The sequence below is a fragment of the Streptomyces sp. CA-111067 genome, from assembly GCF_050956065.1.
Classification (GTDB): Bacteria; Actinomycetota; Actinomycetes; order Streptomycetales; family Streptomycetaceae; genus Actinacidiphila.
In genome coordinates this window covers 7765397-7791294 of record NZ_CP192103.1, presented here as the reverse complement: position 1 = coordinate 7791294, position 25898 = coordinate 7765397, and the positions used below count along the sequence as shown (strand labels likewise).

The 25898-nt window shown below is 73.8% G+C and carries 20 protein-coding genes, 1 tRNA gene and 1 pseudogene; 12 read left to right on the top strand and 10 right to left on the bottom strand.

The annotated features are described in order from the left end of the window. Positions 1 to 145 precede the first annotated feature (145 nt). The 3 genes from ACQPW6_RS34405 to ACQPW6_RS34395 all read right to left on the bottom strand — a co-directional run bounded on the left by ACQPW6_RS34405 (position 146) and on the right by ACQPW6_RS34395 (position 3283). On the bottom strand, positions 146 to 1321 hold the full coding sequence (locus ACQPW6_RS34405) for an epoxide hydrolase family protein (RefSeq protein ID WP_433893634.1): 1176 nt from the start codon (positions 1319 to 1321) through the stop codon (positions 146 to 148). A gap of 57 nt (positions 1322 to 1378) precedes the next feature. Beyond that, the gene (locus ACQPW6_RS34400) at positions 1379 to 1798 is read right to left on the bottom strand and encodes a nuclear transport factor 2 family protein (RefSeq protein ID WP_433893633.1); all 420 of its coding nucleotides are present in this window, start codon (positions 1796 to 1798) and stop codon (positions 1379 to 1381) included. Between the two features lie 138 nt (positions 1799 to 1936). Next, positions 1937 to 3283, bottom strand: a complete 1347-nt coding sequence (locus ACQPW6_RS34395; protein ID WP_433893632.1) for an MFS transporter — start codon at positions 3281 to 3283, stop codon at positions 1937 to 1939. A 162-nt stretch (positions 3284 to 3445) separates the two neighbouring features. Between ACQPW6_RS34395 and ACQPW6_RS34390 the strand changes: the two genes are divergently transcribed. The 4 genes from ACQPW6_RS34390 (at position 3446) to ACQPW6_RS34375 (ending at position 11588) form a co-directional block, all read left to right on the top strand. Then, entirely contained in the window at positions 3446 to 4216 is a 771-nt protein-coding gene (locus tag ACQPW6_RS34390; RefSeq protein ID WP_433893631.1) for an AraC family transcriptional regulator, read from the top strand. 101 nt (positions 4217 to 4317) lie between these two features. Then, a complete protein-coding gene (locus ACQPW6_RS34385; RefSeq protein WP_433893630.1) occupies positions 4318 to 5961 on the top strand; it encodes a family 43 glycosylhydrolase in 1644 nt (547 codons plus the stop codon). 135 nt (positions 5962 to 6096) lie between these two features. Beyond that, on the top strand, positions 6097 to 8493 hold the full coding sequence (locus tag ACQPW6_RS34380) for a DNAJC11 domain-containing protein (RefSeq protein ID WP_433893629.1): 2397 nt from the start codon (positions 6097 to 6099) through the stop codon (positions 8491 to 8493). 164 nt (positions 8494 to 8657) lie between these two features. Beyond that, positions 8658 to 11588, top strand: a complete 2931-nt coding sequence (locus ACQPW6_RS34375; protein WP_433893628.1) for a BTAD domain-containing putative transcriptional regulator — start codon at positions 8658 to 8660, stop codon at positions 11586 to 11588. A gap of 80 nt (positions 11589 to 11668) precedes the next feature. On the opposite strand, the gene ACQPW6_RS34370 is transcribed toward ACQPW6_RS34375, so the two are convergent. The 3 genes from ACQPW6_RS34370 to ACQPW6_RS34360 form a co-directional block, all read right to left on the bottom strand. Next, positions 11669 to 11753, bottom strand: a tRNA-Leu gene (locus tag ACQPW6_RS34370). Positions 11754 to 11870: 117 nt separating this feature from the next. Then, positions 11871 to 12536: an NAD(P)-dependent oxidoreductase gene (locus tag ACQPW6_RS34365; RefSeq protein ID WP_433893627.1), complete on the bottom strand. Its 666-nt coding sequence runs from the start codon at positions 12534 to 12536 to the stop codon at positions 11871 to 11873. A gap of 180 nt (positions 12537 to 12716) precedes the next feature. After that, a complete protein-coding gene (locus ACQPW6_RS34360) occupies positions 12717 to 13064 on the bottom strand; it encodes a chorismate mutase (RefSeq protein WP_433893626.1) in 348 nt (115 codons plus the stop codon). Positions 13065 to 13228: 164 nt separating this feature from the next. Between ACQPW6_RS34360 and fdhD the strand changes: the two genes are divergently transcribed. The 3 genes from fdhD (at position 13229) to ACQPW6_RS34345 (ending at position 16663) form a co-directional block, all read left to right on the top strand. Beyond that, a complete protein-coding gene (gene fdhD / locus ACQPW6_RS34355; protein ID WP_433893625.1) occupies positions 13229 to 14101 on the top strand; it encodes a formate dehydrogenase accessory sulfurtransferase FdhD in 873 nt (290 codons plus the stop codon). A gap of 39 nt (positions 14102 to 14140) precedes the next feature. Then, complete coding sequence (locus ACQPW6_RS34350; protein WP_433893624.1) at positions 14141 to 14515, top strand: hypothetical protein; 375 nt, start codon at positions 14141 to 14143, stop codon at positions 14513 to 14515. Between the two features lie 321 nt (positions 14516 to 14836). Next, positions 14837 to 16663, top strand: a complete 1827-nt coding sequence (locus tag ACQPW6_RS34345; RefSeq protein WP_433893623.1) for an AMP-dependent synthetase/ligase — start codon at positions 14837 to 14839, stop codon at positions 16661 to 16663. A 48-nt stretch (positions 16664 to 16711) separates the two neighbouring features. Here the strand turns inward: ACQPW6_RS34345 and ACQPW6_RS34340 are convergent, their stop codons facing one another. Further along, positions 16712 to 17392: an SLATT domain-containing protein gene (locus tag ACQPW6_RS34340; protein ID WP_433893622.1), complete on the bottom strand. Its 681-nt coding sequence runs from the start codon at positions 17390 to 17392 to the stop codon at positions 16712 to 16714. Positions 17393 to 17599: 207 nt separating this feature from the next. Between ACQPW6_RS34340 and ACQPW6_RS34335 the strand changes: the two genes are divergently transcribed. Then, entirely contained in the window at positions 17600 to 18331 is a 732-nt protein-coding gene (locus tag ACQPW6_RS34335; protein ID WP_433893621.1) for a class I SAM-dependent methyltransferase, read from the top strand. 42 nt (positions 18332 to 18373) lie between these two features. Here ACQPW6_RS34335 and ACQPW6_RS34330 read toward each other — a convergent pair whose 3' ends face one another. Next, positions 18374 to 19117 (bottom strand): Clp protease N-terminal domain-containing protein, encoded by a 744-nt coding sequence (locus ACQPW6_RS34330; protein WP_433893620.1) that lies wholly within the window; start codon positions 19115 to 19117, stop codon positions 18374 to 18376. Between the two features lie 98 nt (positions 19118 to 19215). Here ACQPW6_RS34330 and ACQPW6_RS34325 point away from each other — a divergent pair, with 98 nt between their 5' ends. Both ACQPW6_RS34325 and ACQPW6_RS34320 read left to right on the top strand, forming a co-directional pair. Beyond that, positions 19216 to 19797, top strand: a complete 582-nt coding sequence (locus tag ACQPW6_RS34325) for a TetR/AcrR family transcriptional regulator (protein ID WP_433893619.1) — start codon at positions 19216 to 19218, stop codon at positions 19795 to 19797. Between the two features lie 128 nt (positions 19798 to 19925). After that, a complete protein-coding gene (locus ACQPW6_RS34320; protein WP_433893618.1) occupies positions 19926 to 20693 on the top strand; it encodes an SDR family NAD(P)-dependent oxidoreductase in 768 nt (255 codons plus the stop codon). Between the two features lie 18 nt (positions 20694 to 20711). On the opposite strand, the gene ACQPW6_RS34315 is transcribed toward ACQPW6_RS34320, so the two are convergent. After that, positions 20712 to 22793 carry a phage holin family protein gene (locus tag ACQPW6_RS34315; protein WP_433893617.1) on the bottom strand — a complete coding sequence of 694 codons (2082 nt, stop codon included), beginning with the start codon at positions 22791 to 22793 and terminating at the stop codon, positions 20712 to 20714. Between the two features lie 193 nt (positions 22794 to 22986). Here ACQPW6_RS34315 and ACQPW6_RS34310 point away from each other — a divergent pair, with 193 nt between their 5' ends. Together ACQPW6_RS34310 and ACQPW6_RS34305 are read left to right on the top strand one after the other, a co-directional pair. Then, positions 22987 to 23790: an MBL fold metallo-hydrolase gene (locus tag ACQPW6_RS34310; protein ID WP_433893616.1), complete on the top strand. Its 804-nt coding sequence runs from the start codon at positions 22987 to 22989 to the stop codon at positions 23788 to 23790. Next, positions 23790 to 24419: pseudogene (locus tag ACQPW6_RS34305) on the top strand (DedA family protein); the annotation flags it as partial. The gene ACQPW6_RS34310 and the pseudogene ACQPW6_RS34305, both read left to right, overlap by 1 nt. Here ACQPW6_RS34305 and ACQPW6_RS34300 read toward each other — a convergent pair. After that, positions 24355 to 25467 carry an MBL fold metallo-hydrolase gene (locus tag ACQPW6_RS34300; protein WP_433893615.1) on the bottom strand — a complete coding sequence of 371 codons (1113 nt, stop codon included), beginning with the start codon at positions 25465 to 25467 and terminating at the stop codon, positions 24355 to 24357. The pseudogene ACQPW6_RS34305 and the gene ACQPW6_RS34300 overlap by 65 nt on opposite strands. Between the last annotated feature and the right edge of the window lie 431 nt (positions 25468 to 25898).

Genomic DNA, 25898 nt, shown 5'->3' with positions numbered 1-25898 from the left:
CTATGAGTTTTGAATCGTTTCAAAAAAGCCGACCACTACTTCGCTGTCCGGCCTACCGGCCGCCGAGCAGGTTACGGGGGCGTTTCACCGCCCGTCCATAGGTGTGCGCGATCTGGTTCGCCGGCGGCGCCGGCGAACCGCCGGCTCAGGCGGTGATCGCCGCGCGGTACGGGCGGAAGAACTCCCGCAGCTCCTCCGCGTAGAGCTCGGGCTCCTCGAACGCGGCGAAGTGGCCGCCGCGGGCCGGCTCGGTCGCCCGTACGGTGTTCGCGGTGCGGTCCAGCCACGCCCTCGGCGGCCGGACGACGTCGCCCGCGAAGATCGAGAAGCCGGACGGCACCTCGACCCGGCGCATCAGCTGCGCGGGCGGGATCTCGGCGTTCGCCCGGTACATGCGCATCGCGGAGCCGATGGTTCCGGTCAGCCAGTAGAGGGTGACGTTGGTGAGGATCTCGTCCTTGGTGAAGGACCGCTCGATGTCGCCGTCGCAGTCGCTCCAGCCGCGGAGCTTCTCCACGATCCAGGCGGCCAGTCCGACCGGCGAGTCGGTGAGGCCGAAGGCCGCGGTCTGCGGCTTCGTGCGGTGCATGGCGGCGTAGCCGCCCTCGGCCGCGCCCCAGGCCGCGACGAGCCGCAGCCAGTCGCGCTCCTCCGGCACCAGGTCGGTGGGGCCGCCGGTGAGCGGCGGCAGGCCCGCGTCGGTGCGGTGCACGGCGACCACCCGCGGCGCGTGGTCCAGCGCGAGGTAGCGGCTGACGTGGCTGCCGAGGTCGCCGCCCGCCGCGCCGAACCGCGGGTAGCCGAGAACGTCCATGAGCTGCGCCCACAGGCCGGCCACCGCGATGGAGTTGAGCGGCGGCCCGGCGGGCCGGTCGGAGTAGCCGTAGCCCGGCAGGTCGGGCACCACCACGTCGAACGCGTCGGCGGGGTCGGCGCCGTGCGCGCCGGGGTCGGTGAGCAGCGGGATCACCTTCGTGTAGCGCCAGAACGAGTCCGGCCAGCCGTGGCTGAGCACCAGCGGCAGCACGGGACCGGCCGGTGCGACGGCCTTCGCGTGCACGAAGTGGATGCCGAGGCCGCCGAGCGGGACGCGGAACCGGGGCAGTCGGGCGAGCGCCGCCTCCTGGGCGGGCCAGTCGAAGCCGTCGGCCCAGTAGGCGACGAGTTCGCGCAGGTACCCGAGGTCGGTGCCGAGCGACCAGCCGGCGTCCTCCGGGGCGTCCGGCCACCGGGTGGCCCGCAGCCGTGCGCGCAGATCGGTGAGAGCGGCGGGGTCGGTCTGCGGGCTGAAGGGCTCGGGGCGCGTCACGTCGTCCGGCATGGCACGCATCCTACGGACCGCCGTCACCGGTCCGCTCAGAACGGGCTCGGAACGTGCTCAGAACATGCCGTTCCCGTTGGCCGCCCGGGCCGGGACGTCCTGGATCACGTCCCAGTGCTCGACCACCTTGCCGTCCTCCAGCCGGAAGTAGTCGGCCAGCGCCCGGCCGGGGTTGGCCGGGTCGCCGGGGTCGAGGTCCAGGTGGGAGTGGGTGGCCACCATGTCGCCCTCGGCGATCACCCGCTTGATGTCCAGCCGCAGGCCGGGGAACTCGCCGCGCAGCCAGGTGACGAAGCCGATGAACGCCTCGGGGCCGTCCTCGGCGTCGGGGTTGTGCTGGGTGTAGCGCGGGCCGAAGTGGTCGGCGACCGCCTTCCGCGGGTCGCCGCCGAACGCCGTCCGGTAGTAGTCGATGACGACGTTCTTGTTCCGTTCGAGCTTGCTCTGATCTAGACCGGGCACGGCTGCTCCGTTCATGACTGGGGTCCCTCCAGGGTTGGCGGTCGGCACCCGGCGCGCCATTCGGAGGCGCCCTACCGGGCGACGGGCGTGCCGCGCCCTTCATTCCGGCACTCCCCCGGGCGCTCCCCCGGGCGCTCCCCCGGGCCGGGCCCGCTACGCGGCCCGCGGTTCCGGCACCGGCGGCTCTTCCGCCGCCGCCGGCGGGGCCGTCGCGTAACGCCAGAACGGCCGCACGGCCCGCCCGCCCACCAGGACCAGCACCAGGCAGAGCGCCGCCCCTCCCGACCAGGCGAAGGTCAGGCCGGCCGCCGAGGCCGCCGCCCCGGCCCGCAGGTCGCCGAGCCGCGGTCCGCCGGCGACGACGACCGTGAACACGCCCTGCAGACGGCCGCGCATCTCGTCGGGGGCGTAGCTCTGCAGGATGGTCTGCCGGTAGACGGCGCTGACCAGGTCGGCGGCGCCCGCGAAGATGAGCAGGGCCACCGCGAGCCACAGGCTGCGGGCCGTCCCCGCCAGGGCGACGGCGGCGGCCCAGGTGGCGGCGGCGACGGTGAGGGCGAGCCCCTGGCGGCGCACCTTGCCGATCCATCCGCTGACGGCGGCGGCGGCGATCGACCCGATGGCGATGGACGAGTAGAGGAGTCCCGCGCCGCCGTGGAAGCGGGTGGCGGCGGCCTCGGGGAAGAGCGCCGTCGGCATCGCGAGCACCATGGCGGCGATGTCCACCGCGAAGGACATCCACAGCACCGGGTGCGAGCCGATGAAGCGCAGCCCCTCCCACACCAGCCGCATTCCGCTCCCTCCGGGGCCCTCCGCCGTGGCCGTCTTGGCCGCCGGCACCGGCGGAAGGCGCAGCGTGGAGTACAGCAGCGCGGTGAAGAGGACGGCGTCGGCCCCGTAGGCCAGCGCGAAGCCGTGCGGCAGGCTCACCAGCAGGCCGGCGAGCAGCGGTCCCGCGACCTGGCCGAGGTTGCCCGCGGCGAAGTTCAGGGTGTTCGCGGCGGGGACCATCCCGGCCGGCACCACCCGCGGGATGATCGCGCCGCGCGCGGCGGACGACACCGCGAACGCCGCCGTCTGGACGGCCACCAGCACGAAGAGCAGCCCGACGGAGTCGACGCCGAGCAGCGCCTGCGCGAACAGCGCGAGCGTGACGGCCCAGGTGACGCTTGCCGACCACAGGTAGAGCAGCCGGCGGTCGACCCGGTCGGCGATGGCACCGCCGTACAGGCCGAAGACGATCAGCGGCACCAGGCCGACGAGCCCGGTGAGGCCGACGTAGAGCGACGAGTGCGACAGCCGGTAGACCTGGAGCGGCACCGCGACCTCGGTGACCGTGGTGCCGATGAACGACAAGGCCTGTCCCGCGAGCAGCCGCCGGTAGGCGGGGACGCTCAGCGGCCGGGTGTCGAGGGCGGTCCCCCGCAGGTGCCTGCCGACGCGTCGGGCGCGGGACTCCGCGGGGCGCGGGGCCCGGGAGGAGGGGGTTGCCGTATTCATGTACAACACATTGAAGCACCCGGGTAAGGCAAGCCTTCCTTATTCCTGCCTTCCTGTATCGAAAAACGGCCGGGGAGGCGGTCAGGACCGGTGCCCACCGCTGAACCGGCTGAGGCGGTCCGGCCCGGCCGGCAGTCCGGCGTTCCCGTATCCTGCCGGGATATGCCGGAAAACAGCCAACCGGACGGGTGGCCCGCCGCCACCCGGCACGAGCACGTCGCCGGTGAGACGATCGGCCGCCACCGCCACCCGTACCACCAGCTCGTCTACCTCAGCACCGGCGTCCTCGCGGTCAGGACCGACGAGGCGTCCTGGGTCGCGTCGAGCGCCCGCGCGATGTGGATCCCGGCGGGCACCTGGCACCAGCACCGGGTGTACGGGCCCAGCCATGTGCACACCCTCGCCTTCCACCCGGACGACGCGCCGCTGAACCCGGCGGCGCCGACGGTCGTCTCGATCGACCCGCTGCTGCGCGAGCTGCTCATCGCGGGCAGCGTCCCGGGCCTGTCCGCGCCCGAGGCGGACCGGCTGCTGGCCGTCGTACGCGACCGGCTCAGGCGCTCGCCCGTCCAGCCGCTCACTCTGCCCACGCCGCAGGACCCCCGGCTGGTCCGGGCCTGCGCGCTGACCGAGGAGGATCTGGCGCAGCCGCGTACCGTGAAGTGGCTGGCCCGGCACTCCGGGGTGAGCGAGCGCAGTCTCGCGCGGCTGTTCCGCAGCGAGTTCGGGATGACCTACCCGCAGTGGCGGACCATCACGCGGGTGTTCCACGCGATGATCCGGCTGGCCGAGGGCGCCACGGTCACCGAGGCCGGCCTCGGCTGCGGCTGGGCGACGACCAGCGCCTTCATCGACGCCTTCACCCGCACCATCGGCCAGACGCCCGGCGGTTACCGGGCGACGGCGCGCGGAATCGCCAGAACACCGTCATGACCAAGGCAGTTGACCACCCGCCGAGGGGCTGACGTGCGGCACCCGGGTGGGCTACGGTAACGGGCAACCGTATTGAACCGTTTCAATCACGGAGGTCCCCCATGAGAACCCCGCACGCCGTCCGCTGGGCGGTGACGCTGATCCTGGCCGCCGCGCTGGGGATGCTGCTGCCGGCCGTGCCCGCCGCGGCGGCGCCCCGGCACTCGTTCAACACCACCGTCACCAACTTCGACGCGCTCGGCGACCAGGTGGTCAGGTTCGACACCGACGGCAACGCGGTGGACGCGCACGACGGCGAGATCGACTTCTTCAACGGGACGTACTACCTCTACGGCACCAGCTACGACTGCGGGTTCGCCTGGCAGGCGACCACATCGCCGTTCTGCGGCTTCAAGGTCTACACCTCACCCGACCTGGTGCACTGGACCGACCGCGGGCAGCTCTTCGACGCCACCGGCGGGGTCTGGCAGGGCCGCTGCGACGGCGCCACCTACGGGTGCTTCCGGCCGCACATCGGCTACGACGCGAGCACCCGCAAGTACGTGCTCTGGGTCAACGTGTACGACAACAGCGTCGGCTTCCGCGTGCTGACCAGCTCCAACCCGGCCGGTCCCTTCACCGAGGCCCCCGAGCCGACACTCGCGGTGAACAACGACGCCCCGGCGAAGGGCGTCAACAACGGCGACCACGACGTCTTCGTCGACACCGACGGCACCGGCTACCTCGTCTACACCGACTGGCGCAGCAACGGCGACCTCGTCGTGGAACGGCTCTCCCCCGACTACCTCACCGGGACCGGCGACTACACCCGGCTCGGCCAGAGCCAGACCGAGGCGCCGTCCCTGTTCGAGCGCGGCGGGGTCTACTACCTGACCTACTCCGACCCCAACTGCGGCTACTGCGCGGGCACCGGCACCTCGTACCGGACCGCGCCGAGCCCGCTCGGCCCCTGGTCGGCGCCCGTGAAGATCAGCGCGGACTCCTGCGGCGGCCAGCCCTCGTTCGTCTCCGAGATCCCGACGACCTCGGGCACCGCGTATCTCTACGCCAGCGACCTGTGGAACAACGGGCAGCGCAACGAGGCGCTGGCCAACTACTACTGGGCGCCGCTGCGGTTCACCGGCACCGGGGCGATCTCGCCGATGACCTGTCAGAACTCCTTCCCACTCGCCCTGGCCACCGGTTCGGCCGGCCACCAGGTGCCGCCGCCGGACGCCGACCAGGCCGACGGGGTCAGCGGCTTCCGCAGCTACTGCGACGTGGGCTCCGGCATCGCCAGGTTCCAGACGTTCGTGGCCGGGCGGAGCGGGACGCTGTCGGCCGTCTCGTACACCGGCTTCCAGTCGGGGAATCCGGACGCGGGCCTGGAGATCAGCGTCTACCGGGCGGACGGCTCGTCGCTGCCGACCGGCGCGGCGCTGAGTTCGACGGTCGTGCCGGCCGCGCGGATCGGCTGGTCGCCTCGGGAGGTCACGGTGGCCCCCGGCATCGCCGTGACGGCCGGGCAGCGCTACGGGCTGATGGTCAGGTCGGCTTCCGACACCGGCTGTTACGGCCTTGAGTACAACGACAACGGCCCCTACCCGGGCGGCGGCGAGTCGTACAGCAACGACAACGGCTCGACGTTCAGGGCCGAGGCCGGGCGGTCGCTCAAGTTCTCGACCAGCGTCAGCAGGCCCGGCGCGCACCACCCGGGCCACCCGGCCCACCCCGGGCACCCCGGGCACCCCGGGCACCCGAAGTAGCGGCCCGCGAAAGGACCGCGGGGCAAGAGCGCCCGTTCGATTGAACGTTCAGAGGCTGTACGTACAGCCGGGCACTCGCGGCCGCCGCCGGTCAGCACCGATGACTGTTCCCTCAGCCAGCCAGGAGGCACACGTATGGTCAGCCGCAGAAAGTTCCTGTCCGGGTCGGCCGCCGCCGCGGTGGCCGGGGTCTCCGCGGAGCCCGCCGCCGCAGCCGGCGGGCCGGGGCACGGCGAGCCGATGCGGCCGATCGACCGGCAGGCCGTCGTGGCCCGGCATCGGGTGGTGCGCGGGAAGCTCGACACGCAGAGCCCGCTACAGGTCGGCAACGGCGGGTTCGCGTTCGGCGTCGACATCACCGGGCTGCAGACGTTCGTGCCGTTCAACACCATGTCGGACTGGGGGTGGCACAGCTTCCCGCTGCCAGCCGGCCAGCAGCCGTCGGACTTCCGCGGCCAGGTCTGGGACACCCACGGCCGCCCGGTCGACTACCCCATTCCCAACCCGGACCAGCCCGAACTGTCGGCCTGGCTCTACGCCAACCCGGCCCGCCTCAACCTCGGGCGGATCGGCATGGAGCTGTCGATGCCCGACGGCCGCGCCGCGACCGCCGACGACATCACCGGGATCCACCAGGAACTCGACCTGTGGACCGGCGTCATCGACAGCCGGTTCGAGGTCGCCGGCGAACCCGTCCACGTCCGCACCTGCTGCCACCCCGACCACGACACGGTCGCCGTGCAGATCGACTCGCCGCTCGTCGCCGCCGGACGGCTGGCGGTCTTCCTCGACTTCCCCTACGCCGACGGGCAGGAGTTCGCCTCGTACGTCGGGACCTACGGCGCCCCGGACGCCCACACGACGTCGATGACGCCGCACGGGCACAATCGCGCCGACATCACGCACCGGCTGGACTCCACCGAGTACCACGCAGCGCTCGCCTGGGAGGGCCACGGCGTGCTCACCGGACTCGGCACCGGCTCCGGTGCCGGGGAGCTCGTCATCCGCACCGCGCGGTACGGGACCGACGGCCACTGGGCCGACGTCACCGGCAAGCTCGCGCAGCTGGTCACCGGCAACTCGCTGATCCTGCAGGTGAACTACCTGACCCTCGGCGACCCGGCGCCCGGCCAGGCCAAGCGGCTGGAGCTCGGCTACACCTATGCCGGCCAGGACCAGGACATCGTCGTCCAGGACGGCCAGACCCTGTCGATCGGGGCGGCGGCCGACCGGCACCGCTACCGTCTCGCCGCGGCCGGCCGCACCAACCAGCTGCGGTTCACCTGCACTTACGCTCCCACACCGGCGAAGTCGGCGCCGACGTCGAGCGCGACACTCTCCGCGAGCACCCGCGCCTGGCGGCAGTTCTGGCTCTCCGGCGGCGCGGTCGACCTGTCCGCGAGCACCGACTCGCGCTGGCCCGAGCTGGAGCGGCGCGTCGTGCTCTCCCAGTACCTGATGCGGGTCAACGAGGCGGGCTCGCTGCCGCCGCAGGAGGCCGGGCTCGTCAACAACGGCTGGAACGGCAAGTTCCACATGGAGATGTACTGGTGGCACGGCGCGCAGTGGGCGCTGTGGAACCGCTGGCCGATGCTCGACCGCAGCCTGGACGTCTACGAGCGCTTCCACCGGTCGGCGCTCGAACGCGCCGAGTTCCAGGGCTTCCGCGGCGCGCGCTGGCCGAAGTGCACGACGGCCGACGGCCGCGAGTCGCCGCACGTCATCCACGCCCTGCTGGTGTGGCAGCAGCCGCATCCGCTCTTCCTCGCCGAGATGGACTACCAGGCGCATCCCGACGAGAGCACCCTGCACAAGTGGCGCGACATCGTCTTCGACACCGCCGACTTCCTCTCCTCCTGGGCCTTCTGGGACGAGGACACCAGCCGCTACATCCTCGGCCCGCCCATGTACGTCGTGTCGGAGAACACCGACCCGAAGACCACTCAGAACCCGACGTTCGAGCTCGCCTACTGGCGGTTCGGCCTGCGGATCGCGCAGCAGTGGCGCGAACGCCTCGGCCTGCACGCCGATCCGCAGTGGCAGCGGGTGCACGACAGGCTCGCGGCGCTGCCGGTGCAGGACGGCACGTACGTCCTGCACGAGGGCGTCCAGGACATGTGGACGCAGTGGAACTACGAGCACCCGGCGCTGATCGGCCCGTACGGCTGGCTGCCGGGCGACGGCGTCGACGTCCCCACGATGGCCCGCACCGCCGAGAAGGTCTTCAGCGGCTGGCAGTTCGACCAGACATGGGGATGGGACTTCCCGATGCTCGCCATGTGCGCCGCGCGCCTCGGCCGCACCGACGACGCCGTGGACTTCCTGCTCTATCCGACCGACAACTTCAGCTTCGACGACGCCGGGCTGGCCGGCGGCGGCCCGTTCCCCTACTTCCCGAGCAACGCCGCGCTGCTGTACGCCGTCGCGTTCATGGCGGCCGGCTGGACCGGCGCACCTGACCGCCACGCCCCGGGCTTCCCGGCGGACCGCCGCTGGTCGGTGCGCTACGAAGGGCTCCAGTCGGCCCTGTGAGCGCGGACCGCGAAACGGTGGCGCGCAGGACGTGATGAGCGCCGCGTGCCACCTGGCTGCGGATGGCTGATCTTCGACCTGGCCGGGGCAGGGTACAGCGTTAGGATTTGTGCCACTGCCGGGTCAAACGGGGGTTCGGCACTGATCGTGGGGTGTCGGGGGACATGAGATTCGGCGTGCTCGGGCCGCTGTACGCCCAGGTCACGGGGTCCGAGGTTCGACTCGACGGAGCGCGGCAGGCCAAGATGCTCGCCGCCCTCCTGGTCGGTGCGAACGACCTCGTCGCCATGGACCAGCTCGTTGCCGTGATGTGGGACGGGAAAGTGCCCGCCACCGCGGTCCGCCAGGTGCAGGACGCCGTGTCCGGGCTGCGCCGCAACCTCGCCGTGAGCGGGGCGCCCCGCTCTCTGATCAGCACGCGGCGCGGCGGCTACCAGATCCATCTGGAACGCGAGCAGTTGGACCTGCTGGAGTTCGACCACGAGCGGCGGCTCGCCGAGCGGCACACCTCGCCGCCGCAGACCGCGGTCGCGCTGCGGCGCGCGCTGGCCTGCTGGCGCGGCACCGCCCTGGCCGGCATATCGAGCCGGGTCCTGGAGCTGGACGCGGCACGGCTGAACGAGAAGCGCGCGGCCACCCACAAGCTGTGCCTGAGCATCGAACTCGGCCTGGGGCGGCATCGCGAGGTCATCGAGGAGCTGACCGCGCTGCTGCGCGAGTCCCCCTTCGACGAGCATGTCGCGGAGCACCTGATGGTCGCCCTGTACCGGTGCCGGCGGCAGGGCGAGGCGCTGCAGGTGTACGAGCGGCTGCGCCGCACTCTTGCCGGCGAGCTCGGCGTCGACCCCACCCCGCCGCTCCAGACGCTGCACCGGCGCATCCTGGCCGCCGATCCGTCGCTGGCGGCCCCCGTCCCGGCGGGCGGACCCGCGGGCACCCTCCCGGACGGTCCGGGCAAGGACGCGGCCGAACCGGTCATGGCGCTGCCGGTGCGCCAACTGCCGCTGGACGTCCCCGACTTCGTGGGCCGGATCGACGCGCTGGCGCAGGTAGCCCGGCTGCTCGACCCGTCGGCGCCCGACCGGGCCCCGGTGGCCGTCGTCGTGGGCGGCCCCGGTGTCGGCAAGTCCTCCCTGGTGACGCACGCCGCCCGGCTGGCCAGCGCCTCCTTCCCCGACGGGCAGCTCTACCTCGACCTCGCCGGGACGTCGGACGAGCCGCGGGACCCGGCGCTGATGCTGGCCGAGGCGCTGCGCGCGTTCGGGGTGGCCGGCGGCGCGATCCCCGGCGGGGTGTCAGAACGGGCCGCGCTCTACCGGTCGTTACTCGCCGACCGCCGGATGCTGGTGGTGCTCGACGACGCCGGGCACGCCGACCAGGTGCTGCCGTTACTGCCGGGCGCCGACGGCTGCGCCGTGCTGATCACCAGCCGCGTCCTGCTGACGCACCTTCCCGGCGCCCGGCACATCGACCTGGACGTGCTGAGCCCGGCCGAGGCCCACGAGATGTTCACCGGCATCGTCGGGCGGCGGCGGGTCGAGCAGGAGCCGGCCGAGGCCGACGCGATCCTCGGCGCCTGCGGCAACCTGCCACTGGCGATCCGGATCGCCGGCGCCAAGCTCACCGGCCGCCCGGCCTGGTCGCTGCGGGTGCTGCGGGAGCGGATCGAGGACGAGTCCCGGCGGCTGGCCGAGCTGCGGATCGGCGACCTCAGCGTGCGGGCCAGCGTCGGACTGAGCCTGCGGCTGCTGCCGGACGACGCGGTGCGCGCGCTGGGCCTGCTGGGTCTGCTCGGCGCCCACATCCTGCCCGGCTGGGTGATCGGCCCGCTGCTCGACCGGCCGGACGCCGACGAGGTGCTCGACAGCCTCGTGGACGCCAGCCTGGTGCGGCTCACCGCCACCGACGCCATCGGCCAGCCGCGCTACCGGCTGCACGACCTGATCAGGACCTGCGCCGTGGAGGTCGCCGCCCGGCTGCCGCCGGCCGAACGGCGGGAAGCGGTCGTCCGGGTGCTGTCCACCTGGCTCGACCTTGCCGGGCGCGCCACCGGCCGGCTGCCGGCCGGGCTGCTGGCCGGCGAGCCCGGCTCCGCGCCGCGCCGGCCGCTGCCCGACACGGTCGCGGACCGGCTGACGGCCGACCCGGTCGGCTGGTTCGACGCCGAACGCAGCACCCTGCTCGGCGCGGTGAAGCTGGCCGCGGACTGGGGACTCCACGAGCTGGCCTGGGAGCTGGCGGCCGGCGCGGTGACCTACTACGACCACCGGTGCCTGTACCAGGACTGGGAGCACGGCCACCGGCTCGCCCTGGCCGCGGCCGAGGCGGCCGGCAACGCGCGCGGCATCTCGGTGCTGCTGCGCGACCTGGGCCAACTGCACATCTACCAGGACGAGTTCGGCGAGGCGACCCGGGCCCTGGAGTCGTCCATCAGGCTCTGCGAGGACGGCGGCGACAAGCGCGGCGAGGCGCTCTCGGTGGCGGCGCTGAGCACGGTCAGCCGGGTGCAGGGCCGGTTCGCCGAGGCCGCCGACCGCATCGGGCACGCCCTGGGCATCGCGGTCGCCGAGGGCGACCGGCACCTGGAGGCGCAACTGTCCTGCTCGATGGCCGTGATGCGGCTCATGCTCGGCCGACTGGACGAGGCGGAGACCTGGTTCGGCCAGGCCCTGCACCAGGCCGAGGCGCTCGGCGACGCGCACCGGGTGGCGGTCGTGCTGCGCCGGTGCAGCCGGCTGCACGACCAGCGCGGCGATCCGGACGAGGCACTGCGCTGCCTGCGCCAGGCGCTGGCCACCTTCGAGGAGATGGCCGACGAGCGGTGCGCCGCGTACACCCTGCTGGAAGTCGGCCGCGTACACGCCGGCCGCCCCGACCGGGACCTGGCCGACCTGGCACTCGAGCGCGCGGCCGGCATCTTCCACCGGCACGGCGACCGCCACGACGAAGCCGCGTGCTGGCAGCTGATCGGCGACCTGGCCGCCGCCGACGCCCCCGACCTGGCCCGCCGCCACCACGACCGTGCCCTACGACTCCGCCAGACCATCACCGACACCCACCACCCCCAGACGACGCCGCCCCCGTCATCCCCCTGACCCGGCCGGGCGCCGCCTCAAACAGAAAATCGTCCGGGCCGCGTGGATACCGGCCCGAACGATACTGGGGTGGTGATGTGTGTCCGAGGGGGGACTTGAACCCCCACGCCCGATAAAGGGCACTAGCACCTCAAGCTAGCGCGTCTGCCATTCCGCCACCCGGACCAGGTGTGCCGCTGCGACCGAGGTCTGCGCGGTGACAGGTCAAGGGTAGCAAGGAATCGGGGTGGTTCTCACCTGTGATTGCGGGGGGTGAGGGCCGGTCCGGGGCCGGCGCGGGGGCTAGTCGGCGATGCCGACGGCTTGTTTGACGGTGGCCGGGTCGGTCAGGGCGGCGAGCATGAAGTGGGCGGTGTCGGCCCGGGAGATGGTGCTGCCGCCCTTGAGGTTGTGGCCGTTCGCGGTGCGGTAGACGCCGGTGAGGGCCTTGTCGGTGAGGCGCGGCGGGCGGACCACCGTCCAGTCGAGGCCGCTGTCCCGCAGCACGTCCTCCATCAGGGCGAGGTCGGTGAAGTGCCTGCCGAGGATCAGGTGGCTGACCGGGGTGCCGAGGTAGCGCATCAGCGGGCCCTCGCCCTCGTCGTGCTTCGGCGGGTTCGGCCGGCCCGGCGAGGCGGTGGTGGAGACCGGGGCGGCGCTGACGGTGATGATCCGCCGGGCGCCGGCCGCCTGCATCGCCGCGACGATCGCCCGGGTGCCGGAGGAGGTGACCCCGGCGTCGGACTTGCCGCGCGGCCCGAGGCCGGAGAGCACCCCGTCGGCCCCGGCGACCGCGGCACGCAGCGCCTCCGGGTCGGGAGCGGAGAGATCGGCCGTGACGGTGTGGACGTCCTGGCCGACCTTGGCCGGATTGCGGACCACCGCCGTCACCTCATGCCCCGCGGCGACGGCCTGGTCGAGGACCTGCCGGCCGATGCCCCCGGTCGCCCCGAAGATCGTGAGCTTCATGTCCCGCTCCATATGTGTGCGTGGTTCACCGATCGAACGCGTGCACGGGCCGGTGATCGGGCCGCGACGGTGCGGCGCCGTCCGGCCCGTCACCACGTTCAACGCATGGACAGGGCACAGGGTTTCGGGTCGGAAGCGATCACCGGAACCGGCCGGAAGCAGCGGGTCGGCGGAGCCCGCTCAGGCCCGGCCGTCCTGCCGCGGCCGGGCGGCGATCGCGCGGTGGTGGCGCACCACCTCGCCGACGATGAAGTTCAGGAACTTCTCCGCGAAGGCCGGGTCCAGCCGGGCGTCCTCGGCCAGCCGGCGCAGCCGGGCGATCTGGTCGGCCTCGCGGGCCGGGTCGGCCGGCGGCAGGTGGTGGGCGGCCTTCAGCTCGCCGACCTCCTGGGTGCACTTGAAGCGCTCCGCCAGCAGGTGCACGAGTGCCGCGTCGAGGTTGTCGATGCTGCCGCGCAGCGCCCGCAGCTTGGCCAGTGCCTGCTCGTCGCCCACCAGGTGGTTCTCGGCGGTCGGCTGGTCGCTCATCTCGGTCTGCCATCCTGAGAGGTCCGGGGTTGTGTGTCCGCGGCTGCGCGGTCGGCATCAACCCTATGGCACGCTCGCGGCGGGTACCCGGCACTCGGATCACCCGCGGGACCCCGCGGCGGGCGGACGGCACGGAATGACGAGACAACCGGGACTGGTGGGACATGGGACGGGTCACCGAGCGGCGCCGGGTACTGCGGATCAGGGACGGCGCGGCCGGCCACCGGGCGGACACGCTGGTGGCCGAGGAGCCGCTGGAGATCCGGCTGAACGGCCAGTCGCTGGCCATCACCATGCGCACCCCGGGCGACGACTTCGCGCTGGCGGTCGGCTTCCTGGTCAGCGAGGGCGTGCTCGCCGCGGCCGGCGAGGTCGCCTCGGTGGCCTACTGCGCGGGCGCGACGACCCCGGCCCCCGGCGCGCCGCCCGGGCGCGGCGAGAACACGTACAACATCGTCGACGTGACGCTCTCCCCCGGCGTCCCGGTCCCCGACATCTCCCTGGAGCGCAACGTCTACACCTCGTCCTCCTGCGGCCTGTGCGGCAAGGCCAGCCTGGACGCGGTCAGGACCGCCGCCCGGCTGCCGATGGCCGGCCCCGGTCTGCCGCGGCTGACCCCCGAGCTGCTGTCCGCGCTGCCCGACCGGCTGCGCGCGGCGCAGGCGGTCTTCGACCGGACCGGCGGGCTGCACGCCGCCGCGCTGTTCACCCCGGACGGCGAGCTGCTGGACGTCCGGGAGGACGTCGGCCGGCACAACGCGGTGGACAAGCTGATCGGCCGGGCGCTGCTCGCGGACCGGCTGCCGCTGGGCGACGAGATACTGATGGTGTCGGGCCGGGCGTCCTTCGAGCTGGCGCAGAAGGCGGTGATGGCCGGCATCCCGGCGCTGGCGGCGGTCTCGGCGCCGTCCTCGCTCGCGGTCGACCTCGCCGCCGAGGCCGGCCTGACCCTGGTCGGCTTCCTGCGCGGCAGCTCGATGAACGTCTACGCGGGGGAAGACCGCATCGCCCTGCCCTCGGTCCAACCGGCACACTGATCCGCACATGCGTGCTGGTGAGTCATCCGGGGGTAGAACATGTTCGCGCTGAGCGCCGTCCTGACCGTCCTGCTGCTGCTCGAAGTGGTGCCGTCCGCGCTCGCCGCCCTGGCCCGCTTCGGCCCCGGTGTGGAGCGGCTGGACAGCCTGACCCGGCTGGGCCTGCGCGAGGGCCGGCGCCCCTGGCTGGTGCCGGCCGTCGGCGTCTTCCACACGCTCACCACGGCGGCCCTGATCGCCGGGATCTGGCGGCCGGTGTGGGGGCTGGCCGGCGCGGCGGCCGAGGTGCTGTTCTTCGGCTGGGTGCTGACCCGCCAGCTGCTCTCCGGCGACCGCGGCGGCGCGCTGTTCGCCTACGGCCTCTTCACGTCCTGGTCGCTGGTCGTCGCGGTGGTCTGCGCGCTGCGGAGGTGAGCCGGGCGCGCTTGGGGGCCCAGGCGTATGCCACTGCCGGCGGCACTGCCGTGACCAGCGGGACGAGGGAGGCTGAAGGAGCGGAAAGGGGCCGAGTCAGTGGAGTGACGGTGCCCGGACCGGGCAGATTTCGTGCAGATCCCCGGTGGCCGGAACCGCGCGGCGCGCCGACCCGCGGGGCAGACCCCGTGGCCCAGCCGGGAAAGCGGGCCCGACCAGCACAGACGTCCGATATTGCGGTCGCTCCGACGGCCTCCCACCCGGCCGCAGGATCGGGTACTTTACGGGCCCGCACCGAGGGGTCAGAGGAGAGAGCAGCCGTTGCGTCAGTTCACCGTCCCCGCGCTGGTCACCGTGCCCCAGGCCGGAGGTCTGGCGGACGCCGTGTTCGGCAACGCGCGGCACGCCCCCGACCGGGTCGTGCTGTCCCGCGCGGACGAGGACGGCAACTGGCAGGACGTGACGGCGACGGAGTTCCGCGACCAGGTGCTCGCGGTCGCCAAGGGCCTGCTCGCCGAGGGGATCAGGTTCGGCGACCCGGTCGCGCTGATGGCCCGCACCCGGTACGAGTGGACGCTGATCGACTTCGCGCTGTGGGCGATCGGCGCCCGCTCCGTTCCGGTCTACCCGACCTCGTCCTCGGAGCAGCTGCGCTGGATGCTGCACGACTCAGGCGCGGTGGCGGCGATCGTCGAGTCCGAGGACCACGCCATGACGATCGGCGCGGCCGTGGACGAGCTGCCCCGGCTGACCCGGCTGTGGCAGCTGGACGCCGACTGCGTCGGGGAGCTGGCGCAGGCCGGCCGGCACCTCGGCGACGACGTGGTGGAACGGCACCGGCTCGCGGTCACCCCTGACGCGGTCGCCACCGTGATCTACACCTCGGGCACCACCGGCCGGCCCAAGGGCTGCGTCATCACGCACGCCAACCTGATGGCCGAGACGGACAACGTGGTGGCCCGCTGGGAGCCGGTGTTCGCCAGCAAGCCGGGCGAGGAGCCGTCCACCCTGCTCTTCCTGCCGCTCGCGCACGTCTTCGGCCGGATGGTGGAGGTGGCCTGCGTGCGGCACCGGATCCGGCTCGGGCACCAGCCGAGCATGGCCGCGTCCGATCTGATCCCGTCGCTGGCCGCGTTCCGGCCGACCTTCGTCCTGGCCGTGCCGTACGTCTTCGAGAAGGTCTTCCAGGCCGCCCGCCGCAAGGCCGAGGCCGGCGGCAGGCTGAGCGTGTTCGACAAGGCGGTCGACATCGCGGTGCGGCACGCGGAGGCGATGGAGGCCAAGGCGTTCGGCACCGGCTCGGGCCCGAGCGCGGGCCTGCGGATGCAGCACCAGCTCTACGACAAGCTGGTCTACAGCAAGGTGCGGGACGCGCTCGGCGGCCGGGTGCGGCACGGGATCTCCGGCGGTTCGGCGATGGAGCGGCGGCTCGGGCTGTTCTTCTGCGGCGCGGGCGTGACGATCTACGAGGGCTACGGCCTCACCGAGTCCACCGCCGCCGCCACCGCCAACCCGCCCGAGCAGACCAGGTTCGGCACCGTGGGGCAGCCGGTGCCGGGCACCACCGTGCTGATCGCCGACGACGGCGAGATCTGGCTGAGCGGCGGCCAGATATTCGAGGGCTATCTGAACAACCCCAAGGCCACCGACGAGGTGCTGCGGGACGGCTGGCTGGCCACCGGTGACATCGGCTCGCTCGACGAGGACGGCTATCTGACGATCACCGGCCGCAAGAAGGAGATCCTGGTGACCAGCGGCGGCAAGAGCGTGTCGCCGGTGGCGCTGGAGGAACGGGTACGGGCCCATCCGCTGGTCGGGCAGTGCGTGGCGGTGGGCAACAACCGCCCGTACGTGGCGGCGCTGGTGACCCTGGACCAGGAGGCCGTCACGCACTGGCTGGCCATGCGCGGCAAGCCGGGGCTGCCGCCGGCCGAGCTGGTGCACGACCCGGATCTGGAGACCGAGATCCGGCGGGCCGTCGTCGCGGCCAACACCCTGGTCTCGCAGGCCGAGTCGATCCGCACCTTCCGCATCCTGGGCTCGCAGTTCAGCGAGGAGCGCGGCACGCTGACGCCGTCGCTGAAACTGAAGCGGCGGGCGATCGAGAACGTATACGAGGACGAGATCGAGGCGCTGTACCGGGGTTGAGCGACCGGCCCCCGTGTGTCAGAGGGTGTGAGCGCGGGTCAGCCGGTGTCAGCGGCCCGAGGCGGGCAGGCCGCCCTGCTCCTGCAGTTGCCGGGTACGGGAGCTGAACTCCACCTGCCATTCGGCGGTCTCGCCCTCGATCTGGCCGCGCACCGCCGCAACCAGGCGCCCGATCAGGGCCAGTTGGCGTTCGACCTCGGCAGCGGCCAGGGGCTCGGCGGTGCCCGCGTGCGGCGCCGCGGCCGGTCCCGCCCGCAGCACGTCGGCGGCCCATTCGAGGCGGACGGCGTTGAGTTCGCCGCGCAGCGCCTGGACCACGGACATGTCCCGCATCCAGGTGGAGGACAGCCCGAAGAAGTAGTCGAAGCCCTTGCAGCCGGCCGCGACCGCGAGCAGCACATAGCCCCAGCCCTGGCCGGAGCCGCCGGCGGCCGCGGTGCCCAGCGGCACGGCGGCGCCGGCCACCGCGAAGACGATGGCGAGGCTCTGGAGCACGCGGGAGCTGACCCGCTTGCGGCGCTTGTCGAGCAGGTACCAGTCGATGGCGTCCTCGGCCGCCTGCTCGGCCCAGGCCCGCAGCGCGGCCAGCGCGGCACGCTGGTCGGCGGGGGTGCCCGCGGTGACGTCGGGGAAGGGGCGGATCGCGAGATCCCCGCGCCGCTGCCTGGTCTCCGGGCTGGTCCGCGACACCGCGGACCGCCCGCCCTCGTCCGCGCCCGTGCCGGTCATCGCTCCCCCGCTCCCCCCTGGTACGCACTCTGAGTGTGTACGCACTCCGAGTCGTACGCACTCCGGGTCCGTGAGGCTACCGGTTGCCGGGCGCACGGTGGGCGGATCCGGCGGAGGCGGCAGGACGTAACACGCGCCTCAGGGCGTAACCGGCGCGCAAGACCACGGGGGCGGCCCCGTTCACCTGCGGCCTCTAGGATCTGCCCCATGCTGGACTACGACGTGGAAGCGGCGCGCTACGACGCCACCAGGGGCGGTGTGCCGCGGGCCCGTTCGGCCGCGCGGGCGGTCCTGGCGCTGGTGCCGGAGCCGGCCGGCACCCTGCTCGACGTGGGGTGCGGGACCGGGCTCGTCAGCGAGCGGCTGATGCGGCCGGGACTGCGGGTGTTCGGGGTCGACGCGTCGTCCGGGATGCTCGGCGCGGCGGCCGGCCGGCTGGGCCCCGCGGTGGTGCAGGGCGACTGCCGGCGGCTGCCGTTCGCCGACGACTCGCTCGACGCGGTGAGCGCGGTGTGGCTGCTGCATCTGCTGCCGGACGCGCCCGCGGTGGTCGCGGAGTGCGCGCGGGTGCTGCGCCCGGGCGGCACGTTCGTGACGACGGTGGACAAGGACGCGGCGCACGACGTGCACAGCGACGTGGACCGGCTGATCGCTCCCTTCCGGGTGCGGCGGGCCAATGACGCGGCCTCCCGGATCACGGCGGTGGCCTCCGAGCACGGGCTGCGCAGGGTGGGCGAGGCGCGCTTCACCGGGCACGGCCAGGGCCGGTCCCCGGCCCGGATGGCCGGGGACGTGCAGCGCGGCTACTTCGCCTCTGCGCTGCTGCTCGACGAGGAGACGTCGGGCACGCTGGTGAAGGAGCTGGCACTGCTGCCGGACCCGGAGGTGCCGCGCGGCGACCCGGTGTACCGGCTGCTGGCGCTGCGCAAGGAGAGTTGAGCGCTCGGGGCCCGCGGACCGCGGGTCAGGCGGTTCCGGAGGTCAGCCGGTTCCGGAGGTCAGCCGGTCCAGCTCGTCGACGACCCAGCGCTCGGCGGCCTCGTGGCTGACGCCGAGTTCGGTCAGCGCCCGCGCCGACGGGTCCTCGTGGTCGCTGAGCACGCCGAGCAGGATGTGCTCGGTGCCGATGTAGTTGTGGCCGAGCCTGACGGCCTCGTGCAGGACGAGTTGCAGCGCCTTCTTCGCGGCCGGGCTGACCGTCAGATGGCCTTTCTGCGCCTTGTTCCCGGTGCCGGGGGTGGCCACGGCGGCCCGCACCGCCTCGGGGGTGGCGCCGAGCTCGGCCAGCGCGCGGGCGGCCAGCGTGTCGGGCTGCGCGAGCAGGCCGAGCACCAGGTGCTCGGGCTCGATCGCGAGGTGGCGGGCGTCCCTGGCCTCCTCCTGAGCCGCGGTGACGGCCCGTCGGGCCCGCGGGGTGAAGCGGCCGAAGCTCGCCTCGACGTCGAGTTCGAGGCCCTCGGGGAGCTTGACCACGAACCGTTTCTGGGCCGCCTGCTTGCTGACGCCCATGTGCTGTCCGATGTCGGTCCAGGAGGCGCCCGCGTGCCTGGCCTGGTCCACGAAGTGGCCGATGAGCTGGTCGGCGAGGTCGCCGAGGTGGGAGCCGAGGGTGACGGCGTGTTCGAGGTCTTCGAGCGGATCGAAGCCGGGGTGCTGCTGCTTGACGTACTCGATGAGGTCACCGAGCCGGACCGGGTGCTCTTGTTCTGCCGGGTTCTCTGCCATGCGTCAACGTTAAGTTGACGATTGCGGGGCCGTCAACTCAAGGTTGACGATTTCTGCTTTCTTGACCGATCGTTCTGCTTGATCGTAGGCTCGGCGGTATGGCGAGGACCAAGGAATTCGACCCGGACACCGCACTCCAGTGCGCGCTTGAGCTGTTCTGGCAGCGCGGGTACGAGGCCACGTCCATGGCCGACCTGGTCGCCGCCCTCGGCATCGGACGGGCCAGCGTCTACGCCACCTTCGGCAGCAAGCACGAGCTGTATCTGCTGGCGCTGCGCCGCTACTCCGAGGCCCGCGACCGGGCGCTGCTCGAAACCCTGTCCCAGCCGGGCCCGGCGCTGCCCGCGGTACGGGCGGTGGTGACCGGCTACGCCGAGCTGTCGGCGGACGACGACCAGCGGCGCGGCTGCTTCCTGACCAACACCGCGGTCGAACTGGCCCCGCACGACGAGGCGGCCGCCCGGCAGGTGGCGGAGAGCTGGGACCTGCTGGAGACCGGCCTGCGGTCGGCGCTGATCCGGGCCGGCGCGCAGGGCGAGCTGCCCGCGGGGCGCGATCCGCGGGCGCTGGCGCGGATGCTGGTGGTCCTGCTCCAGGGGCTGCGGGTGGTCGGCAAGGCGGGCGGCGGCCAGGACCGGGTGCGGGACGCGGCGGCGCAGGCGCTGGCCCTGCTCGACTGACTCCCACCGGGTTCATGCGGGGTTCCTGGCCGGTTTACGGGCCAGTTCTGGCCTCATTCCAGACTGATCGTTCTGTTATTCACCTTGACCTTTACGTTGACATCGCTGACTGATGACGGAGAGAAGCCATGCCCGAGTCCGAGAACTTCACCGGCACGTCCGTCCTCGTCACCGGGGCCGGCAGCGGGATCGGCCGGGCCGTCGCGCTCGCCTTCGCCCGCGAGGGCGCCCGGGTCGCGGTGGCCGGCCGCACCGAGCGCACCCTGAAGGAGACCGTCGCCCTGGTCGAGGCGGCCGGCGGCGAGGCGGCGGCGATCACCGCGGACATCACCGTCGAGGCCGGGGTGCGGCGGCTGGTCGCGGACACCGCCGAGCGGCTGGGCGGGCTCCACATCGCGGTCAACAACGTCGGCACCGCCATCGCGCCCGGGCCGGTCGCCGACATCGAGGAGGCCGACTGGCGGCACCTGCTCGACACCAACGTCACCGGGCTGCTGCTGGCCATGCGGCACGAGATCCGCTGGATGCGCGCGCACGGCGGCGGCGCGATCGTCAACATCTCGTCCAACATCGGCGCGCACCGGCGGCTGCCGGGGATGGCCGCCTACGCCGCGTCCAAGGCCGCGGTCAGCGCACTGACCCGCAACGCCGCGCTCGACCACATCGCCGACGGCGTCCGGATCAACGCGGTCAGCCCCGGCCCGGTGAACACCCCGATGTCCTCGCGTCCCGGCGAGAGCGCGGCGGACAAGGCGGCCCGGCTGAGCGCCGTCGTGCCGGTCGGCCGGGCCGGCGAGACCGCGGAGATCGCCGCCGCCGTGCTCTATCTGGCCTCCCCCGCCGCCGCGTTCACCGTCGGCACCGACCTGGTGGTCGACGGCGGCGCCTCGGCCTGACCCCGGCCCCGCTGCCGCTCAGGTGCTGACCGGCGGCGCCGTCGCCCGCGGCAGCGACTCCTGCTCCTGCTCCTGCTCCGTGCCGGGGCAGTCCGCCGGGGCCGCCTGCGACGGCACCGGCGGGGCCAGCCAGCCGCGGAACACCGCGTGCAGCGACTCCGCCCCGGTCAGCGCCGTCTCCGGCAGCGGCAGCTCCGCCGGGTGCAGCAGGAAGGGGTGGCTCTGCGGGCCGCCGAGCCCGCCGTGCGACCCGGCCTGCTCCTCGAAGGCGAACACCGCGCCCGTCGACGGCCGGCAGGCGGAGTTGACCATCAGGTCGGCGGTGTGCGGGAAGCCGTCCGCGCGGCGCAGGGCGTGCGCCGCGCCCTCGCCGAACGGCGCCAGCGGGTCGCTGCCGGTGATCCGGCCGGTGGCGAGTTCGTGCTCCGCGCCGTCCCGGCCGAGCGCCAGCGGCCCGCGCGTGGCGCTGCGCACCAGCACGAAGCCGATGCCCGGATGCCGGGTGAGCACGTCGATCAGCCGCGGTGCCCGCGCGTCGATCTCCTCCCGGGTGGCCCGGCCCGCGATGTCGGGGAACGACACCAGGCCGAGGTTGCCGGAGGCCAGCACGATCGGGTCGCTGGGCGGCCCCTCACAGGCCGCCTCCTCCGCGCTGCGCCGCCCCCGTTCCGGCCGCCGCAGCGCGCTGCGGGCCGCGGTGCGGGACTCGGCCCCGCCGGCCGGCCGCCGCTGCCCGGTCCGCCGGGCGTGCGCGGGCAGCCCGCAGCCGGCCCTGACCAGCTCCCGCAGCGACATGCCGTACCGGCCCTCGAACGTCTCGCCGTGGCTCTGGCCGTGGTCGGACAGCAGCACGATCCGGTACGGCCGCGGCGCGTACCTGGACGCGTCCGCGATCAGCCGCACCGAGCGGTCGAGGCGGGTCAGCACCTTGCGGGCGTCCTTGCTGTGCGGGCCCGAGTGGTGCGCCACCTCGTCGTAGGCGACCAGGTCGGCGTAGACGGCGGTGCGCCCGGCGAGCATGTCGCCGACCACCGCGGCCACCGCCACGTCACGCTCGACCACGGTGGCGAACGCCCGCAGCAGCGGATAGAGGCCGCCGCGCTTGATCCGCGGCAGGTCCCCGCGCAGCCGTGAGGCGCTGGACTCGATGACCTCGCGGGCCACCTCGGCGGCGAACGACCAGGCGGTGCGCACCGCGTTGGCCGGGTCGGAGAAGTAGGCGAAGTAGCCGGACCTGGAGCGGCTGAACCTGGTGCGGCGGGCCGCCACCGACATCACCAGCGCCGACTGCTGCGCGCCGCCGGTGAACAGGTTGCCGCGGCTGGCCCCGTCGTCGGCCAGCAGGCCGCGCGAGCCGGTACGTGCCACCGCCCGGCGCTCCAGCTCGGCGGCGCTGGACGGCCGGTTGCAGACCATCACCTGCCCGGTCTCCTTCTCGAACCAGCGGAAGGCGGGCACGTCGTGGTTGGTGCCGTGCAGGATGGCCAGCTGGCTGGCGCCGGTCTGGCTGCTCCAGTCGGTACGCCACCCGGTGAGCCGGTGGGTGCTGCCGAGCCAGCCGGCCACCGTCGGCATCGCGGGCGGCGAGGAGGTGAGAGCGCCGCGCAGCACGTCGTGGCCGACACCGTCGAGCTGGAGGAAGACCGTGCCCGCGGTGGTGGGCAGCGGCGGGTCGCCCGCGTGCCGGCGCCTGCGTCCGCCGAGCCGGGCCAGCCGGCGGCCGTAGGCGGCGTCGTCGCGCACGGCGAGCGCGGTGCTCGTCGCCGAGGACGCGGCCGACATCACGGCGGCGATCACCACGGCGGTGGCCGGTGTGACCTCGCCGCGGCCGTCCGGTGTGAAGCGCAGCGCGACCAGCAGCAGCGAGCCGTTCAGGAAGAACACCAGCGCGCCGAGCACCAGCGCGGGCACCAGCAGCAGGGCCCGTACCAGCAGCGGCCACACCAGCGCGCTGAGCACGCCGAAGGCGCCCGCGCCGATCGCGGCGGTGATCGCGATCTGGGTGGGGCTGTCGCCGTCGGGCGCCTCGATCCTGAAGTCCGGCAGCACGGCGGCGAGTACCGCCAGCGTGGCCGACGCCACCACCCATACGGCGAGCACCCGTCCGACGGTCCGCAGCGCGCTACGGCCGGCGGCCCGCCTCCTGCTCTCTCCGAGGTGTGTCTCTCCAGGCTGTGGCACCTGTCCACCCTGCCATATCCGCACTCCGGGCCCGGTGCCCGTCCGGCGGGCGGGCGCCGGCGGCGGAAGGCATACCCTCAAGGCGGGACGGCGCTGGTGAAGGGCGGGAGCGGTGGCGGTGGAGATCACGTGGTGGGGGCATGCCACGGTGACCGTGCGGGATTCCGGGGTGAGCGTGCTCACCGATCCGCTGTTCACCCGGCGGCTGGCCCACCTGCGCCGCCGGCGCGGCGCCCTTCCGCCGCCCTCCGCCGCGCAGGCGGACGTGGTGCTGGTGTCCCATCTGCACGCCGACCACCTGCATCTGGGCTCGCTGCGCCGACTGGCGGCCGGCACCACCGTGCTGCTGCCGCGCGGCGCGCTCGCCGCTGTTCCCGGGCTGCGCCGGCTTCGGGACCGGCTGCGCCTGGTGGAGGTGGCGGCCGGCGACTCCACCGAGATCGCCGCGGGCGACGGCGGGGTCACCGTACGGGCGGTGCCCGCCGCGCACGACGGGCGGCGGCTGCCGTACGGGCCGCAGCGCAGCTCCGCGCTCGGCTATGTGGTGACCGGCGAGGCGCGTACCTACTTCGCGGGCGACACCGGGCTGTTCGACGGGATGGCCGAGGCGGTCGGACCGTGTGACGTGGCGCTGCTGCCGGTCGGCGGCTGGGGGCCGTTCCTCGGGCAGGGACACCTGGACGCGGGCCGGGCGGCGCAGGCGCTGGCCGAACTGGAGCCGCGGGCGGCGGTGCCGGTGCACTACGGCACGTACTGGCCGATCGGCATGGACGCGGTGCGCCCCGAGGAGTTCCACACGCCGGGCGCGGAGTTCGTCCGGCTGGCGGCCGAGCGGGCCCCTCAGGTCGCGGTGCACCTGCTGGCGCACGGGCAGAGCGTGCTGGTGGCCGGCGCCGGACGGGAGACTGCGGAGTGATCGGGATCCTGGCCTCGGCCGCGGCGAATCCGCCGCCGTCGGAGAGCACCACGCAGGCGGTCGGCTACCCGACGCTCTTCCTGCTGGTGTCGCTCGGCTCGCTGGTACCGGTGGTGCCGACCGGCGCGCTGGTGTCCAGTGCCGCGGTGGTCGCCTTCCACCAGACCGACCCGCTGGCGCTGGTCGGCGTCTTCGGGGTGGCCTCGTTCGCCGCGCTGCTGGGCGACGCCGGGCTGTACTGGCTCGGGCTGCGCGGGGTGCACTCCCGGGGCGGCACGCGCTGGCTGCACCGGCTCCAGCAGCGGGTCGACGAGCACACGCTGGCCGCCGCGCAGCGCAGGCTCGACGAGCACGGGATCGCGGTGCTCGTGCTGTCCCGGCTGATACCGGCGGGCCGGATCCCGGTGATGGTGGCGTGCCTGATGTCGGAGCTGCCGCTGCGCAGGTTCCTGCGCGGGGACGTCCCGGCGTGCCTGGCCTGGGCCGCCACGTACCAGCTGATCGGGATCCTCGGCGGTTCGCTGTTCCCCGAGCCCTGGCAGGGCGTGGCCCTCGCGGTGGGTCTCACCTTCGCGATCGCGGTCGGTCCCAAGGCGGTACGGCGGCTGCGCCGGGCGCCGGATCGGGCAGCACCCGCGAGCCGCCCACCGGAAGAGGCCACAGTGCGGCAGGCGGAAGGGCCGCGGCCGCCCAGGCCGAGCGAAGGCGGTTGAGCGGTTCGAGCGGCGGCTCGCAGGACAGCAGGAAGGTGGCCCAGTGCATGGGGGCCATCGCGGTGGCGCCCAGGTCGAGGAACGCCTGCACGGCCTCCTCGGGGTCGGTGTGCACCGGGCTGAGCAGCCAGCGCGGGGCGTAGGCGCCGATCGGCAGCAGGGCGAGGTCGATGCCGGGGTGGGCGCGGCCGATCTCGGTGAAGCAGCGGCCGTAGCCGGTGTCGCCGGCGAAGTAGACCTTGCGGCCGGGGTTGCCGTTCTGCGTGCCGTCGGTGAGCACCCAGCCGCCCCACAGCGAGCGGCAGGTGTCGGTGAGCCGGCGCCGGCTCCAGTGGTGGGCGGGCACGAAGTCGAAGCGCACCCCGCCCAGTTCGGCGGCCTCCCACCAGTCGAGCTCGGTCACCCGGGTGAAGCCGCGGCGGCGGCACCAGCCGGCCAGCCCGGCCGGCACGAACAGCGCGGTGTCGCGCGGCAGCCGCTTGAGGGTGGGGGCGTCCAGGTGGTCGTAGTGGTTGTGGCTGATCAGCACGGCGTCGATCGGCGGCAGCTCCGACCACGGCACGCCGACCGGGGTGACCCGGGCCGGGGTGGCGGGGATCCGCCGGGACCAGACGGGGTCGGTGAGCACCGTCAGCCCGCCGATCCTGATCACCCAGCTGGCGTGCCCGGCCCACGTCACGCTCACCGCGCCGGGCCCGGCCGCGGGCAGCGGCGCCGGCTCGACCGGCAGCAGCGGCAGCTCGCGCAGCGAGTTCGCCGGCGGCCGCACGGCCCGCTCCCGTACGGCCCGCAGCACGTCCCAGGTACTGGGCAGCGGCGCGCTCAGCCGGTCGCCGAACGACCGCGGCCAGCGCCGCCGCTCCCCCAGCGGCCGGGGCGCCCGCGGGATCCGCGGCGCGGGCGGAACGGAGGGGGGAGCGAGTTCACGCGGACCGGCCACGACGCGCTCGCTCTGCTCGGTCATCTGAACTCCCATCGCGCGGGCACCGGACGCGTCGAACGTAAGCGAGGTCGGTCGCCCTCGCGATCCGAGAAGGTCCGCCCGGGCGGCCCGGCCCCCCGGGCCCCGGCCCCGGCCCGAGGGGTGGGGTGGTTGCGGCTGTTCCGGACCCCCGGCCGGTGGGTGGCTTGTCGCGCAGTTCCCCGCGCCCCTTCGGGGCCCGTGCCCCGAGACGTCACCTTTGCCGAGCCGCGGGGAACTGCGCCACCAGCCCCACCGGGCGGATGGTCCCGCAACTGACCGCGTCACCCTGCCCCTCGGGCCGCGACCAGCGGCGCCCGACGACGAGCCCCGAAGGGGCGCGGGGAACTGCGCGATCAGCCCTCCACCGGCGGGTGGTCCCGGGACGGCTCGTGCCACCCCGGCGGTGGGGGCCTCGGCTGCCCCTGGAGGGA

Bases quoted from the DNA above. Each gene is read 5' to 3' on its own strand.
- ACQPW6_RS34375 (WP_433893628.1), top strand. From the start codon at position 8,658: ATGAGATTCGGCGTGCTCGGGCCGCTGTACGCCCAGGTCACGGGGTCC.
- fdhD (WP_433893625.1), top strand. From the start codon at position 13,229: ATGGGACGGGTCACCGAGCGGCGCCGGGTACTGCGGATCAGGGACGGC.
- ACQPW6_RS34335 (WP_433893621.1), top strand. From the start codon at position 17,600: ATGCTGGACTACGACGTGGAAGCGGCGCGCTACGACGCCACCAGGGGC.
- ACQPW6_RS34340 (WP_433893622.1), bottom strand. From the start codon at position 17,392: ATGACCGGCACGGGCGCGGACGAGGGCGGGCGGTCCGCGGTGTCGCGG.
- ACQPW6_RS34300 (WP_433893615.1), bottom strand. From the start codon at position 25,467: ATGACCGAGCAGAGCGAGCGCGTCGTGGCCGGTCCGCGTGAACTCGCT.
- ACQPW6_RS34360 (WP_433893626.1), bottom strand. From the start codon at position 13,064: ATGAGCGACCAGCCGACCGCCGAGAACCACCTGGTGGGCGACGAGCAG.
- ACQPW6_RS34400 (WP_433893633.1), bottom strand. From the start codon at position 1,798: ATGAACGGAGCAGCCGTGCCCGGTCTAGATCAGAGCAAGCTCGAACGG.
- ACQPW6_RS34390 (WP_433893631.1), top strand. From the start codon at position 3,446: ATGCCGGAAAACAGCCAACCGGACGGGTGGCCCGCCGCCACCCGGCAC.
- ACQPW6_RS34365 (WP_433893627.1), bottom strand. From the start codon at position 12,536: ATGAAGCTCACGATCTTCGGGGCGACCGGGGGCATCGGCCGGCAGGTC.
- ACQPW6_RS34350 (WP_433893624.1), top strand. From the start codon at position 14,141: ATGTTCGCGCTGAGCGCCGTCCTGACCGTCCTGCTGCTGCTCGAAGTG.
- ACQPW6_RS34320 (WP_433893618.1), top strand. From the start codon at position 19,926: ATGCCCGAGTCCGAGAACTTCACCGGCACGTCCGTCCTCGTCACCGGG.
- ACQPW6_RS34330 (WP_433893620.1), bottom strand. From the start codon at position 19,117: ATGGCAGAGAACCCGGCAGAACAAGAGCACCCGGTCCGGCTCGGTGAC.
- ACQPW6_RS34380 (WP_433893629.1), top strand. From the start codon at position 6,097: ATGGTCAGCCGCAGAAAGTTCCTGTCCGGGTCGGCCGCCGCCGCGGTG.
- ACQPW6_RS34325 (WP_433893619.1), top strand. From the start codon at position 19,216: ATGGCGAGGACCAAGGAATTCGACCCGGACACCGCACTCCAGTGCGCG.
- ACQPW6_RS34405 (WP_433893634.1), bottom strand. From the start codon at position 1,321: ATGCCGGACGACGTGACGCGCCCCGAGCCCTTCAGCCCGCAGACCGAC.
- ACQPW6_RS34385 (WP_433893630.1), top strand. From the start codon at position 4,318: ATGAGAACCCCGCACGCCGTCCGCTGGGCGGTGACGCTGATCCTGGCC.
- ACQPW6_RS34395 (WP_433893632.1), bottom strand. From the start codon at position 3,283: ATGAATACGGCAACCCCCTCCTCCCGGGCCCCGCGCCCCGCGGAGTCC.